The organism is Rhodomicrobium sp. R_RK_3 (assembly GCF_002198715.1).
Taxonomy (GTDB): Bacteria; Pseudomonadota; Alphaproteobacteria; order Rhizobiales; family Rhodomicrobiaceae; genus R-RK-3.
On the sequence record NZ_MWLK01000006.1, the window covers coordinates 181,142 to 196,050 of the forward strand.

16 protein-coding genes are annotated in these 14,909 nt (G+C 64.9%); 7 read left to right on the forward strand and 9 right to left on the reverse strand.

Features of this window, described 5'->3' with window-relative positions; genetic code table 11:
• Window positions 1-2 precede the first annotated feature (2 nt).
• Window positions 3-1,508: a phytoene desaturase family protein gene (crtI, locus tag BLEFHOIH_RS02885; RefSeq protein WP_088342992.1), complete on the forward strand. Its 1,506-nt coding sequence runs from the start codon at window positions 3-5 to the stop codon at window positions 1,506-1,508.
• Here crtI and BLEFHOIH_RS02890 read toward each other — a convergent pair.
• On the reverse strand, window positions 1,505-1,798 hold the full coding sequence (locus BLEFHOIH_RS02890) for a hypothetical protein (protein ID WP_088342993.1): 294 nt from the start codon (window positions 1,796-1,798) through the stop codon (window positions 1,505-1,507). The two genes, crtI and BLEFHOIH_RS02890, sit on opposite strands and share 4 nt — an antisense overlap.
• Window positions 1,799-2,210: 412 nt before the next feature.
• Here BLEFHOIH_RS02890 and BLEFHOIH_RS02895 point away from each other — a divergent pair, with 412 nt between their 5' ends.
• On the forward strand, window positions 2,211-3,809 hold the full coding sequence (locus BLEFHOIH_RS02895) for a hypothetical protein (protein ID WP_088342994.1): 1,599 nt from the start codon (window positions 2,211-2,213) through the stop codon (window positions 3,807-3,809).
• A gap of 149 nt (window positions 3,810-3,958) precedes the next feature.
• Complete coding sequence (locus BLEFHOIH_RS02900; protein ID WP_088342995.1) at window positions 3,959-4,819, forward strand: hypothetical protein; 861 nt, start codon at window positions 3,959-3,961, stop codon at window positions 4,817-4,819.
• A gap of 15 nt (window positions 4,820-4,834) precedes the next feature.
• Here the strand turns inward: BLEFHOIH_RS02900 and BLEFHOIH_RS02905 are convergent, their stop codons facing one another.
• From BLEFHOIH_RS02905 to BLEFHOIH_RS02915, 3 genes are read right to left on the reverse strand one after another with little or no spacing between them, the layout of a single operon-like run.
• Window positions 4,835-5,614: a glutamine amidotransferase gene (locus tag BLEFHOIH_RS02905; protein WP_245296843.1), complete on the reverse strand. Its 780-nt coding sequence runs from the start codon at window positions 5,612-5,614 to the stop codon at window positions 4,835-4,837.
• A gap of 37 nt (window positions 5,615-5,651) precedes the next feature.
• Complete coding sequence (locus tag BLEFHOIH_RS02910) at window positions 5,652-6,518, reverse strand: SDR family NAD(P)-dependent oxidoreductase (protein ID WP_088342996.1); 867 nt, start codon at window positions 6,516-6,518, stop codon at window positions 5,652-5,654.
• Window positions 6,515-6,976: a TerB family tellurite resistance protein gene (locus BLEFHOIH_RS02915; protein WP_088342997.1), complete on the reverse strand. Its 462-nt coding sequence runs from the start codon at window positions 6,974-6,976 to the stop codon at window positions 6,515-6,517. The genes BLEFHOIH_RS02910 and BLEFHOIH_RS02915 overlap by 4 nt, the downstream gene beginning before the upstream one ends.
• Window positions 6,977-7,063: 87 nt before the next feature.
• Here BLEFHOIH_RS02915 and BLEFHOIH_RS02920 point away from each other — a divergent pair, with 87 nt between their 5' ends.
• The 3 genes from BLEFHOIH_RS02920 to BLEFHOIH_RS02930 all read left to right on the forward strand — a co-directional run bounded on the left by BLEFHOIH_RS02920 (window position 7,064) and on the right by BLEFHOIH_RS02930 (window position 8,485).
• The gene (locus tag BLEFHOIH_RS02920; protein ID WP_088342998.1) at window positions 7,064-7,549 is read left to right on the forward strand and encodes an NUDIX hydrolase; all 486 of its coding nucleotides are present in this window, start codon (window positions 7,064-7,066) and stop codon (window positions 7,547-7,549) included.
• Window positions 7,550-7,672: 123 nt separating this feature from the next.
• Entirely contained in the window at window positions 7,673-8,092 is a 420-nt protein-coding gene (locus BLEFHOIH_RS02925; protein ID WP_088342999.1) for a TIGR02301 family protein, read from the forward strand.
• Window positions 8,093-8,224: 132 nt separating this feature from the next.
• Window positions 8,225-8,485: a hypothetical protein gene (locus BLEFHOIH_RS02930; protein ID WP_170936981.1), complete on the forward strand. Its 261-nt coding sequence runs from the start codon at window positions 8,225-8,227 to the stop codon at window positions 8,483-8,485.
• Here BLEFHOIH_RS02930 and BLEFHOIH_RS02935 read toward each other — a convergent pair.
• Entirely contained in the window at window positions 8,465-9,280 is an 816-nt protein-coding gene (locus tag BLEFHOIH_RS02935) for a LysE family transporter (RefSeq protein WP_170936962.1), read from the reverse strand. The two genes, BLEFHOIH_RS02930 and BLEFHOIH_RS02935, sit on opposite strands and share 21 nt — an antisense overlap.
• A gap of 243 nt (window positions 9,281-9,523) precedes the next feature.
• On the opposite strand from BLEFHOIH_RS02935, the gene BLEFHOIH_RS02940 reads away from it, so the two are divergent.
• Entirely contained in the window at window positions 9,524-10,147 is a 624-nt protein-coding gene (locus tag BLEFHOIH_RS02940; protein WP_125461558.1) for a hypothetical protein, read from the forward strand.
• A 17-nt stretch (window positions 10,148-10,164) separates the two neighbouring features.
• On the opposite strand, the gene BLEFHOIH_RS02945 is transcribed toward BLEFHOIH_RS02940, so the two are convergent.
• The 4 genes from BLEFHOIH_RS02945 to BLEFHOIH_RS02960 all read right to left on the reverse strand — a co-directional run bounded on the left by BLEFHOIH_RS02945 (window position 10,165) and on the right by BLEFHOIH_RS02960 (window position 14,843).
• On the reverse strand, window positions 10,165-10,632 hold the full coding sequence (locus BLEFHOIH_RS02945) for a PAS domain-containing protein (RefSeq protein ID WP_088343002.1): 468 nt from the start codon (window positions 10,630-10,632) through the stop codon (window positions 10,165-10,167).
• Window positions 10,633-10,926: 294 nt separating this feature from the next.
• The gene (gene frc / locus BLEFHOIH_RS02950; protein ID WP_088343003.1) at window positions 10,927-12,177 is read right to left on the reverse strand and encodes a formyl-CoA transferase; all 1,251 of its coding nucleotides are present in this window, start codon (window positions 12,175-12,177) and stop codon (window positions 10,927-10,929) included.
• 39 nt (window positions 12,178-12,216) lie between these two features.
• The gene (oxc, locus tag BLEFHOIH_RS02955) at window positions 12,217-13,932 is read right to left on the reverse strand and encodes an oxalyl-CoA decarboxylase (RefSeq protein WP_088343139.1); all 1,716 of its coding nucleotides are present in this window, start codon (window positions 13,930-13,932) and stop codon (window positions 12,217-12,219) included.
• Between the two features lie 224 nt (window positions 13,933-14,156).
• Complete coding sequence (locus BLEFHOIH_RS02960; RefSeq protein ID WP_088343004.1) at window positions 14,157-14,843, reverse strand: GntR family transcriptional regulator; 687 nt, start codon at window positions 14,841-14,843, stop codon at window positions 14,157-14,159.
• Window positions 14,844-14,909 lie beyond the last annotated feature (66 nt).

A 14,909-nucleotide genomic window follows, 5' to 3' on the forward strand; every position in this document is an offset into this window, starting at 1 on the left:
CCATGCTGAACTCACCCGCCGGGAACGGCGCCGCGCCGCACGCGGTCATCATCGGCGGCGGCCTTGGCGGCATGGCGGCGGCGCTCCGGCTTCGCGCCAAGGGCTACCGCGTCACGCTGTTCGAGCGCGGACCAATGCTGGGCGGGCGCGCCCAGGTCTTCGAGCGCGACGGCTTCCGCTACGATGCCGGGCCGACCGTCATCACCGCGCAATTCCTGTTCGAAGAGCTGTTCGCGCTGTTCGGCCGGCGCATGGAGGATTACGTCACGCTGGTGCCGCTCGACCCGTGGTACCGCTTCCGCTTCCCGGACGGCGACACTTTCGACTATGGCGGCACCGTCGAGGACACGCTGGCCGAAATCCGCCGCTTCGAGCCCGCCGACGCCGACGGCTATCTGCGCCTGCTTGCCCATTCCGAACAGCTCTTCAACGCCGGCTTTACAGGTCTCGCCGACCAGCCCTTCCACAATTTCTCGACCATGCTGTCGCAGGCCCCGGCGCTCGTAAAACTCGGCGCGCACCGCACCGTCTGGCAGATGATCGCCAAATATCTGAAGAACCCGAAATTGCGGCAGGCTTTTTCGATCCAGCCGCTCCTCGTCGGCGGCAGCCCGTTCGACACGACCAGCATTTACGGGCTGATCCATTTTCTCGAGCGCAAATGGGGCGTGCATTTCGCCATGGGCGGCACCGGCGCGATGATCGCCGGCATCGGACGCCTGATGGAGGAGACAGGCATCGACGTGCGGCTGAACGAGACCGTCGCGCGCGTGACGCTGGAAGGCCGCAAGGTGACGGGGGTGAGCTTGGCGAATGGGCGGACGGTGCCTGCCGAGATCGTCGTGTCGAACGCCGATCCGATGCATCTGTTCACCGAGATGCTGCCGTCGAACAAGCTCGGCGCGGGTGCGCGGCTGAAGATGCGCGCGGCGCGGCTGTCGATGGGCCTGTTCCTTCTCTATTTTGGCACGCGGCGGCAATACCCGGAGGTCGCGCATCACACCATCTGGCTGGGCGAGCGCTTCCGCGAATTGCTGGACGACATTTTTAAGCGCGGCACGCTGGCAGACGATTTCTCGCTCTACATCCACCGCCCGACCGCGACCGATCCGAGCTTTGCGCCCGAAGGCTGCGACAGCTTTTACGCGCTCTGCCCAGTGCCCAATCTCAGCGCCGGCCTCGATTGGAGCGTCGAGGGCCCGCGCCTGCGCGGCAAGATCGTCGAAGCGCTCGACCGCACCATCCTGCCCGGCTTACGCGAGACCATCACGGCGGAACTGATGCTGACACCGGCCGACTTCAAGCAGAATTATCTGAGCTATCAGGGCAGCGGCTTTTCGATCGCGCCTTATTTCACCCAGAGCGCCTGGTTCCGCTTCCACAACCGCGCCGAAGGCATCGACGGCCTCTACCTCACCGGCGCCGGAACGCATCCGGGGGCGGGGATGCCGGGCGTGCTGTGCTCGGCCAAGGTGATCGACAAGCTGATCCCGGCGGTGGCGCGCTAGCGCTCATCCTCTGCCGGCTTGGTGGCGGGCCACTTCCCGCCCGGCTCTTTCGGCCTCTGCTTGATGAACTTCATGGCGCCCGGCACGCGGGTCAGCCGCGCCACCGCGTCGATATAGGCGAGCAGCGATTCGCCCTCGATATGCGCCGGATTGCGCGGCCCGGTCCGCCCCATGAACTCGGCGACCCGAAACCGGCACTCCCGCAGCGCCACCAGCAGCGGCTTGTAGTCGAACTCCGTCAGACTGGGATGCGCGAAAAGATCGGCCTTGTCCGGCTTGTCGTCGGTCATACGCGTCACTCCGATGTTCTTGTTTTGTTCATATTCGGTTAAGCATAAAAAGTCAAGTGGAGCCTTATTTTCGCAGCAGCCCTGCTTTTCCGGGGCCCCCGGCAATATTTCTACGGCAAGCATTACCGCAAGCTTCAATTCACAGGTTAACACACGCTAAAGTAGAAACTCCGTGCTTTATGTTGCGCTCCGGCCACCGTCCGTAATTTCCGCAAGTATTCATTGTGGCGGGTTTATGTTTCGATTGCGGCACACGGATTCCAATGATTATCGTCTGTGCATTGTAAGCGTTTATGGAAGCTCCTTGTCCCCTTCGGGGGCATTTACGGAATTGAATTGAACAAAGACTGGGCAGCGAATTTCGCGCTTATGGGCTAGGCGCCGCTGCCGGGGCATTATGTGAGGGATGATAATGAAGCAGCAGATTAAACGTCTGGCGGTCTCCGCCAGCGCGGTGGCACTTTTGGCCGCTTTCTCACAGCCGGCCTTCGCCGCCCGCTGCGCGACGGGCGTGAGCACAACCTCCACGGAAGTTGTCAAGGATATCGACGTAGATACAGGCTCAGCGATCACCGACGTCGGACTCGAGACGAGCACGGTGAGCGTCGTGGACGAGGTGACTCAGACCAAGAACCCAGCCGTCAAGGCTGACTTAGGCTTTTTGGGAACCTACACGATCATTCCTGCAGGTCTCGTCGTAACCAATGTCGGCAGCTCGGAAACACCGGTGCTGGAAGACGCGACTTTGACGACTGAGACAGGCGAATTTGTAACAAATGTGACTGCTTCTCACGTAAATGTCATCAACAGCGTGACGCCCAGATACAGCGGGGCCAGCGACGCAGGCTCGATCAATTCATTCGCCTGCGGTCAGAATTCGGACGTCCGCGGCAGTATCGGCGCGACCGCCATTGGTCCGAACGCAAGCGCCTCGGAGGCGCTGCTATCGAGCGCATTCGGTTCCGGCGCGCAGGCCGACGATAGCGCGTTCTCGACCGCAACCGGCGCTTTGGCCAATGCGAGCGACAGCTTCGGTTCCACCGCGACCGGCGCCTCGTCGGATGCCAGCGACAGCGTCGGCTCGACGGCGACCGGCGCCTTCTCAAATGCCAGCAACAGCATCGGCTCGACCGCGACCGGCGCGGGCGCGAATGTCGCCTATAGCATCGAATCGACCGCCACGGGCGCGGGCGCGAATGCCGCATTGAGCATCGGCTCCACCGCCACCGGCGCCGATGCCAGCGCTTCGCTCAGCATCGGGTCCACGGCAACCGGCGCGCATTCCAACGCGGCGCTCAGCATCGGCTCCACGGCAAACGGCGCGTTCTCCGACGTCTCCGGCACGGCGTTCGCCACCGCAAGCGGCTTTGGCTCCGAGGTTGCCGCGTTCACTCAAGGCGGAACGGCTTATGGCGCGTTTTCCCGCACCTCCGGCAATGCCGCAACCGCGATCGGCGCGGGGTCGGAAGCAGGTGAGAACGCTACGGCGCTCGGCGCGGGCACGTCCGCCAATGCGAACGGCTCGGTCGCCGTCGGCCGCGACAGCTCCGGCAATGGCGCCGTCGCCTCGAAGGAGAACGAGTTCGTGCTCGGCACCGCGAACCACACTTATACCGCTCCCGGCATAACCTCCGATCTCAGCCGCGAGCGTCAGACCGGCCCGCTGGAAGTCGTAACCACCGACTCGAATGGACATCTTGCCTCCGATGGTGGCCAGATCTTCCGTGAGCTCGGCGAGCAGGGCGCCGGCATCGCTATCGCCACCGCGCTGGAAAACCCCGACCTCGTCGGCAATGAGACCTTCGGCCTTGCCGCAAATGTCGGCTTCTTCGAGGGCAATTCGGCGCTGGCCGTGGCCGCGATGGGCGTGATCGGCCAGAACTTCATGGGGGGCAACGAGCGCTGGGCGATTTCAGGCGGCGTCGGCGTCAGCTTGAACGAAAACAATTATGGCGGCCATCAAACCGATCGCACGGTTGCCGGCCGCGCCGGTGTGCAAGTCTCCTGGTAAGACCGCGCCCATCAAGCTTGGGCCACCGGATCTGCCGGTGGCCCATTTTCTCGCCTGCTCACCGCCCGGAAACGGTGTGGCCGGATCATGGAAATTCCGACCGAAAGGGCTGACGGGAGATGGGGCGAGTTCGGGCAGGATCGCTATCGATGGCCGTCTTGATGCTCGTCATGGCCGAACAGGCGGCGGCCCAGCAACAGCAGAGGAAACAGCCCGCTCCGCAAGCGCCCGCGCAACCGGCCCAGCCCACGACGCCGGCCATGCCCGACGCCATCAAGCTCAATCTGCTGATCCGCTCCTCGATCATCGCGCTCAATCAGGCCAATCAGACCGGCAATTACACCGTGCTGCAGGACCTCGGCGCGCCCGCTTTCCGCGCGGGCAATGATTCGGCCCGGCTGGCCCAGATCTTCGCGGCGCTGCGCCAGCGGCAGATCGATTTGTCGCCTGTCCTTTTCTTCACGCCGAAGCTGCTCGCAGAGCCGCAATTGAACCCCAATGGCCTGCTCCGGCTCTCGGGCTATTTCCCAACGACGCCGGAACGAGTGAATTTCGAGCTGATCTTCCAGCGCATCGGCACCGACTGGCGCATCTACGGCATCGGCGTCAATCTCAGCCCGGCCGATGTCACCGCCGCACTGGCCGACCAGCCGCAGGCCGCCGCGCCTCAGCCCGCGCCGCAGGCGCCGAATGGCGCGGCTCCGCGCGCCGGCCAGACCAATCCGCCGAAAGCGGCCGCCAAGCCCGACGCAGCCCCCGCGCCCGGAAAGAAGCCCGCGGCCTCGGCACAGAACGGCCGTCCCGCTCAGACGCCGGCGGCATCGGCGGCGGCGGAAAGCAAAATCCAGAACGGCACCACGAACAATGTCGCCCGCATCGATCTGACCGCCCCGCCGCCGGGCGGGTCCGGGGCCGCGCAAGGCTGGTCGGCCGCCGAAGGCGCCGCCGCGGAGCCGGCGCAGGAGCCGTCGGGTTTTCTGGACAGTCTCAATCCGTTCAGCGGCAATTGACGGCGCCCGCCAGCCTCAGCCTTGGCGCGCGGCGACCTGTCCCAGCCAGATCCGCATGAAGCGGTCGAGCCATGCCCGCTGCGGCTCGCCATGCACGCAATGCGCCATGATGTGCTCGGCGCGCGAGCGCGCCCCCGGCGAGGCGAGGCGATGGGCGGCGACGGTGGTCCAGCGGTGGATCATGGCCAGCGTCATCTCGGGGTGGAACTGCACGCCGAACGCCTTCTCGCCATACTGAATCGCCTGGTTCTCGAACTGGCTTCCGCTGGCCAGCCTGCGTGCGCCCCACGGCAGCGTAAACCCCTCCTGGTGCCATTGATAGACCTGATCCGGCCACTGCGTCAGCGCGGCGCCCGCCTCGCTCGGCGTGATCGGATAATAGCCGACCTCGATGATCTTGCCGGGATGGCTGCTGACCTCGGCCCCGAGATGCTTGGCCAGCATCTGCGCGCCGAGGCAGACGCCGAAGAACGGCTTGTTCTCCCGCAGCGGCACGGCGAGCCAGTCGATTTCGGCGCGGATATAATCGTCCGGATCATTGGCGCTCATCGGGCCGCCGAACACCACGGCGCCCGCATGTCCCGCCAATGTCGGCGGCAGCGGATCGCCGAAGCGGGGACAGCGTATATCGAGCCGGTAGCCGTTGCCGGTAAGCCATTGGCCGATGGCGCCGGGATTGGTTTCGCGCCGGTGCACGATGACCAGCAGCTTTTTTGGCGCTGCGGGTCCGGACCCGAGCATGGCAATGCCGCCGGCATCATCGTCGGCGGAATTTTCGTCTTCGACCTGGCGCATGGGCATTTTGGCAGATTGAGCGATCGCGTCCCGAAACTCAATAGCGCCGTTTCAAAATCGTGCCGACGAGCGGGGTCAGGAAGCGGTGCGGGATGACCTGGGTCCAGAACGCGTTGAACGAGGGCATCAGCCCCGGCACGATGATGGTGCGCCGGCCGATGAAGCCGCTATGGATGATCCGGGCGGCCATCTCCGGCGGCATCATCGCAAGCTTCAGATAGAGCGCCTTGCCAACGCCCATCCGCTCGTGGAAGCGCGTCGCGACGGGGCCCGGCGCCGCCGCCGAGATGCGCACGCCGCGTCCGGCATTCTCATAGGCCAGCGCCTCGGTGAAGGAGACGACATAGGCTTTGGAGGCGTAATAGACGGCCTGATAGGGGCCGGGCGTGTAGCCGCCGAGCGAGGCGATGTTGAGGATGCCGCCCCGCCCGCGCAGCAGCATGGCCGGCAGAAAGGCGCGGGTGAGCATGGTCAGCGCTTCGATATTCAGCCGGCAGAGCGCCAGGATGGTCTCGGCCTTCTGCCCGGCGAAGGCGCCGCCGAGACCGAAGGCGGCATTGTTGACGAGGATGTCGGCATAGAGGCGGTGACGGTCCAGCGCCTTGCCAATAGCGGCGGCGGCATCCGGCAGGGTCAGATCGACGGCGGCCACATGCACCTCCGCGCCGTGATCGCGGCGCAGCTCGGCGGCGGCGGCTTCGAGCCTTGCAACGGTGCGCGCCACCAGCAGCAGCGCATGGCCGCGCGCGGCGAATTCATTGGCCAGATGCCGGCCGATGCCCTCGCTGCCTCCGGTGATGACGCAAACGGGCTTGCGGCCTGCATCCTCCGGCAGCGGCCCCTCGGCGCCACGTAGATGCCGCCGCGACCACAAGGTCTCCAGCCGTTGCAGCCAATTGGTCATGCCCGGCTGTACTCGGCGCGGACGATCTGCTTCATCTCCATGCGCTCGCGCGCGGGCACGGCGAGCAATTCGGCGGTGCGCCAGATCAGATTGTCCTCGAGCGCGGTCAGCTCGCCATCGGCATAGACGGCGCGCCACATCATGCCGATGATCTCGCGCTTCTCCTCGGGCGAAAGCCGGTCGCGCAGCACGGAGGTGAAGCGGAAAATATCGACCGACTCGCGCTCGCGCTGCTGCGCCTGGGTGAGCAGGCGGTTGAGGCCGGCTTCGTCGAGATTGTAATGCGAGGCGAGCAGCGGCTTCAGCCGTCCCATCTCGTCCTCGCGCACGGTGCCGTCGATGGCGACGGCGTGGAACAGCAGCGCGGCGACCGCGAGCTGCACCTCATCGGCGGCGAGCGCCTTGCTGTCTTGCCGCTCCGACAAGCCGTCGAGGAATGCGGCAATCGATTTGAACATGGCAATCGATCCTCAAACATGTTTGATGGCGGGCGGATAGCGGAGAGCCAGCAACGCTTGTAGCGCCCGAGGGGATATATTGGAAGCATGTCCAGCGATGCAACGAGCGATGGAAGCGGTGGCCCGGCAAGCGCGGCCGATAACGCGGGCATCATCCCCCGCGCGGCGGTCAGCGCGGCGATTTTTCGCGGCGGCAAGCTACTGCTGGTGCGGCGCGGGCAGCCGCCATCCGTCGGCTTGTGGAGCTTTCCCGGCGGCCATATCGAGCCGGGCGAACCGGCGCTCGACGCCGCCCGCCGCGAGCTGCGGGAAGAGACCGGCATCGAGGCGCAATTGCTCGGCCTTGCCGGCGTCAAGGACGTCGTTCACCGAAATGACAGCGGCGGCGTGCTATTGCATCGGGTGATCGTCGTGTTCTACGGCGTCTGGCTCTCCGGCGAAGCGCGCGCGGACAGCGACGCCGAGGTGGCGGGCTGGTTCGACCGCGCGCAAATCGCGCAGCTTTCCCTGACGGACGGGCTGGAAGCGCTGATTGACGCCGCGGCGGAAAACCTGCGATTGGAAAGTTTCTGACGGCTGCACCCCGATTGGCCGCATAAAGGGCCGGGCGAAGATGTAAAAGCGGTGGTAAGTATTCTTTCCTTCCCGGTTGAAATTGACGCCGGCCTACAACCTCCGGTATAGAGCGCTTGTAATATGACGTTCAGATCGTTCATTGCGAGTTTGGTGATCATGGTGTTGGCGGCGGCCGGACTCCCCTCGGGCACAGCGCGGGCGCAAGCGGCGCAGCCTCCAGCGGCGTCCGGGGATCCCGATGCGCGTCCCTATGATGCGCAAATCTACCGGCTGTCTGAAATTCTCGGCGCGGTCCATTATCTGCGCGAATTGTGCGGCGCTGCCGAGGGCCAGATCTGGCGCAACCAGATGCGCGATCTCGTCAATGCCGAAGGCACCAGCGCGCTGCGCCGCGCCCGGCTGGTCGACAGTTTCAACAAGGGCTATCGCGGCTATGCCCGCACCTACCGGACCTGCACCCGGCCGGCGGTCCTGGCCATCAACCGTTTCATGGAGCAAGGCTCAAGCATCGCTAATGGTCTTGTGGAAGATCATCGTTAGGACATTTGATTTCATCGATCCCATTGGCCCGTTAAGCAACAAGACACGCCAATGATACGCTCTCCCGGCGGCTATGCTAGGCGTGGGTGCGGGCAAATGTAAGGTCAGATCGGAGAGCCGCGCGTGTATCGGATAAGAAATTACGACTTGCCACGGGAAACTACGGCGGCTTTGGATGAGCAGAAGCAGGCTGCTCTGCGTTATATTATGGAAGCTTGGGAGGAAGCCATTTATGACGGCATCCAACCCGAGATGCTGGCCAATGCGGCCTTCTTCGCCGCCCTGTCGGATCTCGTCTCCAGCTACGGCGAGGATGCCGTCGCCAAGATGACGGAAGGGCTGCCCCGGCGCATCCACAATGGCGAGTTTACGCTAAACCGGGTTACCCAATAGGCCGAGCTGACGTCCGATCAGGCTCGGGATCAGCGGCGGCGCCGTCGAGGCGCCGGCCGCATGACCCAGCATCCCGATCGCCAGTTGGAAGAACAGCAGGCCGCCAAAGGCCAGCAGCACCGCTCCCGCCACCTGATTGATGATCTTCAGCCGGCTCTCCGTCAGCCGTCCGCGCAGCTTCTCGATCAGCCGCGACAGGCCCGCCCACCAGAGCAGGCTCCCCGCCATCACCGAGAAGACCAGCGTCAAAGCCTCGACGTAGCTGTCGATGCCGCCGATCACCGAGCCTAGGCCGCCGACAATGGCGAACAGGCCGAGGATGGCGCCGGGATTGGTGATGGTCAGGAAGAAGGTCTGGGTGGTCACGCCCGCATGGGGCAACAGCCGCCAGATCTGGAAGCGCAGCGCCGGACGCAGGCTCTCCGGAACCCAATCGACGATGCGTCGAAGCTGGGTGAAGGTCGTCCGCTTCGGCACGGCGAGGCGCGGCTTGGCCATATAGAGCCGCACTCCGAAGGCGATCATGATCAGCCCGCCGACGAGTTGAATCTCCTGCCGGTGCGCGTCGAGAATTCCCGAGATCGCGGTGATGCCGAATGCAGCGACGGCGGCGATCAGCCCGTCTGCCAGCACCGCGCCAAGTCCGGCGGCGAAGCCGCCCCAGAAGCCGCGCTCCAATGTCCGCTGAATGCAGATGATGTTGACCGGGCCGACAGGCGCAGCAATCAGCACGCCAATAACGAGGCCGCTGGCAATAAGCTGCGTGCTGGACGTAACGGCTTCAGTAGGAAACACCCTTAGCTGGCCCCGTCATTAGGTTGGCTCGTCGATAGCCCTGTCGGTTGCATCAATCGGCAGTCCCCAAATTGCCTTCATTCTGTAAATTTTTGCTGCACTATTGGCTCAAACCTGCCATTTCAGTTCCGGTCCGGCGCAACACGCTTAGACCCAACTCACTGAATTGTCAGCACGATCTGATCCATAAGCTAAAGAACGATGGTGCGAAGCGATAGAACGCACCATTAGGAGAAGTGCCGGATGCGACAGCCACAAGGACCGACCGCGATTCGCCGCCTCGCAGCTACGATGTTATTCCTAGCGGCGGGCCTGGGTCTTGTCTATGCCCTGCCCGCGCTCACCCCCTCGGTAAGAGCAGAAAAAACCGCCAATCCGAAGGCGATAGGCGGGAAAAGCGATGTCGAGATTTTGCGAGACATTTCAACTCTTCCCGCCGAGGTCAACCGGATGCGCGGCGCCATCCTCGAAGCGGCGATGAGCGGCGAGATCAACGCCATGCGCATTCCGGTTGAGATGAACGAGATTCCGCCGATGGTGGCGCGGGAAAAAATCTCCGATCCGATCGACCATCTGCGCACCGCATCAGGCGACGGCGAGGGCCGCGAGATGATGGCGCGCATGATCCAGCTCTTCCGCTCCGGCTTCGTGCGCCAGTCCCCGGGCACGGGCGACGAGATGTATGTCTGGCCCTATTTCGCCGCCCTCGACCTCGGCAAACTGACACCCGCCCAGGAGGTGGAACTGCTGACCATCGTCTCGCCCGAGCGGGCGAAGGCGATGAAGAGTGCCGGCAAATATGATGATTACCGCATCGGCATCGGCCATGACGGTGTCTGGCACTATTTCGCCGACCACATCGAATAGGTGGGAAGGCCCGCCGGTTACGCGGCGGGCGGCTCGGCGGGCGCGGCGTTGCCAAGCGCCGTCAGCTTGGATTCCAGTTCGAAGATTTTCTTGCGCTGGGTCTTGTCCCGCTCGAAGCGGTGGGTGTCGTCGCGGATGACGGCGGCGATGCCCGAGACCTTGCCGTCGGCCCCATGCAGCAATCCGACCGTAAACGCAATCGAGAACGACCGCCCCGCCTTGTCGATGGCGGGCACCTGCAGCAGGTCGGTGCCGTATTTGGTGATGCCGGTCTCCATGGTCTTCCGGTAGCCCTCCCAGTGCCGCGCGCGGAGCCGCTCGGGGGTGATGATGTCCAGCGACTGCCCCAGCGCCTCGGCCTCGCTATAGCCGAACAGCCGTTCGGCGGCCGGATTCCACAAGGTGATGGCGCCGCTCGCATCGCTGACGATGACCGCGTCGCCCATGGCCGCGACGAGGCCGTTCAGATCAACCGTCGTTTGCATCTTCGTCTCCTCGGATCGGCATTGCCAAGCATGAAAGGCGACGCCCCATGAGGCGCCGCCCGTTTGCTCTAATGCCTGGGGCCGTTATGTTCTGGGCGGAGCCGCCTCGGACCTCCAACCTGATCCGCAGCCAGGTCCCCTCTCCCATGGGGGAGAGGGTTAGGGCGAGGGGGTCATGCCTAACCGATAGTTTTAACCCCTCACCCCGGCACGCTGACGCGCGCCGCCCTCTAGGCTGCGGCGGTTACAGACGCCGGGAATGATCGCGGCGCCTGCGGACCGGTTCCCGCGAAATCAGACAGCCTGAGCTTCGTGAAGCTTCTTGATGTGCTCCTCGGAATAGCCGAGTTCCGCCAGGACTTCCGACGTGTGCTCGCCGAGCAGCGGCGATCCGGTGATCTCGACCTTCATGTCGGAGAACTTGATCGGGCTGCCGACCGTCAGGTACTTGCCGCGCACCTTGTGATCGACTTCGGCAATGGTGCCCGACGCACGCAGCGAGGGATCGACCGACAGCTCCTTCATCGACAGGACCGGCGCGCAAGGGATGTCGTATTTGCGCAGGATGTCGACCGCCTCGAACTTGGTCTTGTCGGAAAGCCAGGCCTCGATGGTCTCGAAGATCTCGACGATATGCGGCTGGCGGGCCTGCGCCGTCGCGTAGGCCGGATCGGTCTTCCATTCCGGCTTGCCGATGGCGTCGGCGATCGGCGCCCAGGCATGGCCCTGGATGGTGAAGTAGATATAGGCGTTCGGGTCGGTCTCCCAGCCCTTGCACTTCAAAACCCAGCCCGGCTGGCCGCCGCCGCCCGCATTGCCGCCGCGCGGCACCACGTCGGTGAACTGGCCGTGCGGATATTGCGGGTACTCCTCGAGATAGCCGACCTTATCGAGGCGCTGCTGGTCGCGCAGCTTGACGCGGCACAGGTTCAGGACGCTGTCCTGCATCGAGGCGGCGACCTTCTGGCCCCGGCCGGTGATGTCGCGCTGGCGCAGGGCGGCGAGGATGCCGATGGCCAGATGCATCCCGGTGTTCGAATCGCCGAGGGCGGCGGCGCTGATGGTGGGCGGGCCGTCCCAGAAGCCGGTCGTCGAGGCCGCGCCGCCGGCGCATTGGGCGACGTTCTCATAGACCTTCAGGTCGTCGTAGTGGTGGCCGTCGGAAAAGCCCTTCACCGAGGCAAGGATCATCTTCGGGTTCAGCTCCAGGATGCGCTCCCAGGTGAAGCCCATGCGGTCGAGCGCGCCGGGGCCGAAATTCTCGACCATGACGTCGGAGACGCGGATCAGCTTCTCCAGCACTTCCTTGCCCTCCGGCTTCTTGGTGTCGAGGGTCAGCGAGCGCTTGTTGGAGTTCAGCATGGTGAAATAGAGCGCGTCGGCGTCGGGGATGTCGCGGAGCTGGGCGCGGGTCACGTCGCCCGAGCCGGGGCGTTCCACCTTGATGACGTCGGCGCCGAACCAGGCCAGGAGCTGGGTGCAGGCGGGACCGGCCTGCACATGGGTGAAGTCGATGATCTTGATGCCGTCTAATGCTTTGGTCATTGCGGTTCCTTGTCGTTCCTGTCTGTTTGCCGCGCCGGTCTATTTCTTGCGGTTCACGACGCTTTGCGGGTTGAGATTGCCGATGCGGCCGCTTTCGGTGCCGGCGGCAGGGTCGATGACGGCATTGATGAGGGTCGGCCTGCCCGAGTCCATGGCGGCATCGACCGCGCGCTTCAGCTCGTCCGGGGTCGTCACATTGACGCCGACGCCGCCGAAGGCTTCCATCATCTTGTCGTAGCGCGAGCCCTTGACGAAGACGGTGGTGCCGGGATCGCGGCCGGTCGGGTCGGTGTCGAGGCCGCGATAGATGCCGTCATTGTTGAAGATGACGACGCAGACCGGCAGGTTGTACCGGCAGATGGTCTCGACCTCCATGCCGGAGAAGCCGAAGGCCGAGTCGCCCTCGACCGCCAGCACCGGCTTGCCGGTCTCGATGGCCGCGCCGACCGCGAAGCCCATGCCGATGCCCATCACGCCCCAGGTGCCGACGTCCAGGCGCTTGCGCGGCTGGTACATGTCGATGACGCCGCGCGCCAGATCCAGCGTGTTGGCGCCTTCATTGACCAGGATGGCGTCGGGCCGCTCCTTGATGACCGCGCGCAGGGCGCCAAGCGCGCCGTGGAAATCCATCGGCGAACGGTTGTTCATCAGGCGGGGCGCCATCTTGGCGATGTTCTCTTCCTTCTTGGCATTGATGGCGCCGGTCCATGCGGCCGGAGCGGGCGCCCAATCGGCGCCGAGGCCATCGAGCAGCGCCGAGACGCAGGAGCCGATATCGCCGACGAGCGGCGCGGCGATCTCGACATTGGAGTCCATCTCCTTCGGCTCGATGTCGATCTGGATGAACTTCTTCGGCGCCTCACCCCAGGTCTTGCCCTTGCCGTGCGACAGCAGCCAGTTCAGCCGCGCGCCGACCAGCAGCACGACGTCGGACTGGGCGAGCACGGTCGAGCGCGCCGCGCCCGCGCATTGCGGATGGGTGTCGGGCAGGAGGCCCTTGGCCATGCTCATCGGCAGGAACGGGATGCCGCTCTTTTCGACGAACTGGCGAATTACGTCGTCGGCCTGGGCGTAAGCGGCGCCCTTGCCGAAGATGATGAGCGGGCGCTTGGCGCTTTTCAGCACATCCAGCGCGCGCTTGACGGCATCTTTGCCGGGGATCTGGGCCGGGGCCGCGTCGATGACCTTGACCAGCGATTTGGCGCCCGCCTCGCCGTCCATGACCTGCGAGAACAGCTTTGCCGGCAGGTCGAGATAGACGCCGCCCGGACGGCCGGACACCGCCGCGCGGATGGCGCGGGCGATGCCGATGCCGATATCGGCCGCATGCAGCACGCGGAAGGCGGCCTTGCAGAGCGGCTTGGCGATGGCGAGCTGGTCCATCTCCTCATAGTCGCCCTGCTGCAGGTCGACGATCTCGCGCTCGGATGAGCCGGAAATCAGGATCATCGGGAAGCAGTTGGTCGTCGCATTGGCGAGCGCTGTGAGGCCGTTGAGGAAGCCGGGCGCCGACACCGTGAGGCAGACGCCGGGCTTCTTGGTCAGGAAGCCGGCGATGGCGGCGGCGTTGCCGGCATTCTGCTCATGCCGGAACGAGATCACGCGGATGCCCGCCGCCTGCGCCAGACGGCCGAGATCGGTGATCGGAATGCCGGGCACGCCGTAGATGGTCTCGATACCGTTCAGCTTCAGCGCGTCGATGACGAGGTGGAAGCCGTCGGTCAGCTCGGCTTCGGCCTTGGGTTTCGGCCCGATGCCGAGCGGATAGGATGCCGGGACGAACGCCTTGGCCGGTCCCGTCCCGCGCGCGATGCCGAGCGGATAGGAGGCGGGGATGAAACCCGCCGCGCCATTGGCCGCGGGGGCTGCCGGTGCGGGCGCCGCGGGGGACTCCTGCGCGGTCGTCGGTTCGGGCCCCGCCGATTGCCTCTTCGCGAAAAAGTTCACGCTAGTCCTCCCATGTTTTGAATGCGTTGTTGCTAGTTCAGATCGACATATCTGGCGACATGGTCGCGCAGCATCAGCGTGTGCTCGCGCACCAGGCGCTCGGCGCGGTCGCCGTCTCGCCGCTCCAGCACGGCGACGATCTGCGAGCGGTCCTCGACGCAGCGGCACGCCAGATCCCGGTCGCCGATGATGCGGTGCCGGATGGCGCGCATGTGAAAGAACAGGCCATTGGTGATATCGCTGATATAGGAGCTGCGGCTCGCCTCGATGATGGCCTGATGGAAACGGATATGGGCATGGCTGTAGGCGCCTAAATCCTCGGGCATGCCGGTTAGCGCGCGCGGGTCGACCAACGCGTGCAGCGCCTCGATGTCGGCGTCGCTGGCGACCTCGGTGACGAGGCGCGCCGCCGTGCTCTCCAGCGCCGCCCAGACCGCGATCATGTCGAGGATTTCAGCCTTGGTCTTCCTGACGATGAAGATGCCGCGCCGGGCGACGATCTTGACCAGGCGCTCATTGTCGAGCAGCGCCAGCGCCTGCCGCAGCGGCGTCCGCGACACCCCGAAGCGCGCCGACAGGTCGCGCTCGTCGAATTTTAGCTCGGCGTCGGGCGCGTAAATATCCATCTGCACGATCGCCGCCTTCATGGCGTCGTAGGCACGCTCCCTGAGGCTGACAGCGCCGCCGAGCGGACCGATATTCAGGCGATTCTCGGACATGAGCCTGGGTTGCCTCGCACGTTACCATGGCATACGGTATTTGGTATACCAAGATGGCGGCGCGCG

Coding starts and splice junctions, on each gene's coding strand:
- crtI (WP_088342992.1), top strand. CDS start 3: ATGCTGAACTCACCCGCCGGGAACGGCGCCGCGCCGCACGCGGTCATC.
- BLEFHOIH_RS02890 (WP_088342993.1), bottom strand. CDS start 1,798: ATGACCGACGACAAGCCGGACAAGGCCGATCTTTTCGCGCATCCCAGT.
- BLEFHOIH_RS02895 (WP_088342994.1), top strand. CDS start 2,211: ATGAAGCAGCAGATTAAACGTCTGGCGGTCTCCGCCAGCGCGGTGGCA.
- BLEFHOIH_RS02900 (WP_088342995.1), top strand. CDS start 3,959: ATGGCCGTCTTGATGCTCGTCATGGCCGAACAGGCGGCGGCCCAGCAA.
- BLEFHOIH_RS02905 (WP_245296843.1), bottom strand. CDS start 5,614: ATGCGCCAGGTCGAAGACGAAAATTCCGCCGACGATGATGCCGGCGGC.
- BLEFHOIH_RS02910 (WP_088342996.1), bottom strand. CDS start 6,518: ATGACCAATTGGCTGCAACGGCTGGAGACCTTGTGGTCGCGGCGGCAT.
- BLEFHOIH_RS02915 (WP_088342997.1), bottom strand. CDS start 6,976: ATGTTCAAATCGATTGCCGCATTCCTCGACGGCTTGTCGGAGCGGCAA.
- BLEFHOIH_RS02920 (WP_088342998.1), top strand. CDS start 7,064: ATGTCCAGCGATGCAACGAGCGATGGAAGCGGTGGCCCGGCAAGCGCG.
- BLEFHOIH_RS02925 (WP_088342999.1), top strand. CDS start 7,673: ATGACGTTCAGATCGTTCATTGCGAGTTTGGTGATCATGGTGTTGGCG.
- BLEFHOIH_RS02940 (WP_125461558.1), top strand. CDS start 9,524: ATGCGACAGCCACAAGGACCGACCGCGATTCGCCGCCTCGCAGCTACG.
- BLEFHOIH_RS02945 (WP_088343002.1), bottom strand. CDS start 10,632: ATGCAAACGACGGTTGATCTGAACGGCCTCGTCGCGGCCATGGGCGAC.
- frc (WP_088343003.1), bottom strand. CDS start 12,177: ATGACCAAAGCATTAGACGGCATCAAGATCATCGACTTCACCCATGTG.
- BLEFHOIH_RS02960 (WP_088343004.1), bottom strand. CDS start 14,843: ATGTCCGAGAATCGCCTGAATATCGGTCCGCTCGGCGGCGCTGTCAGC.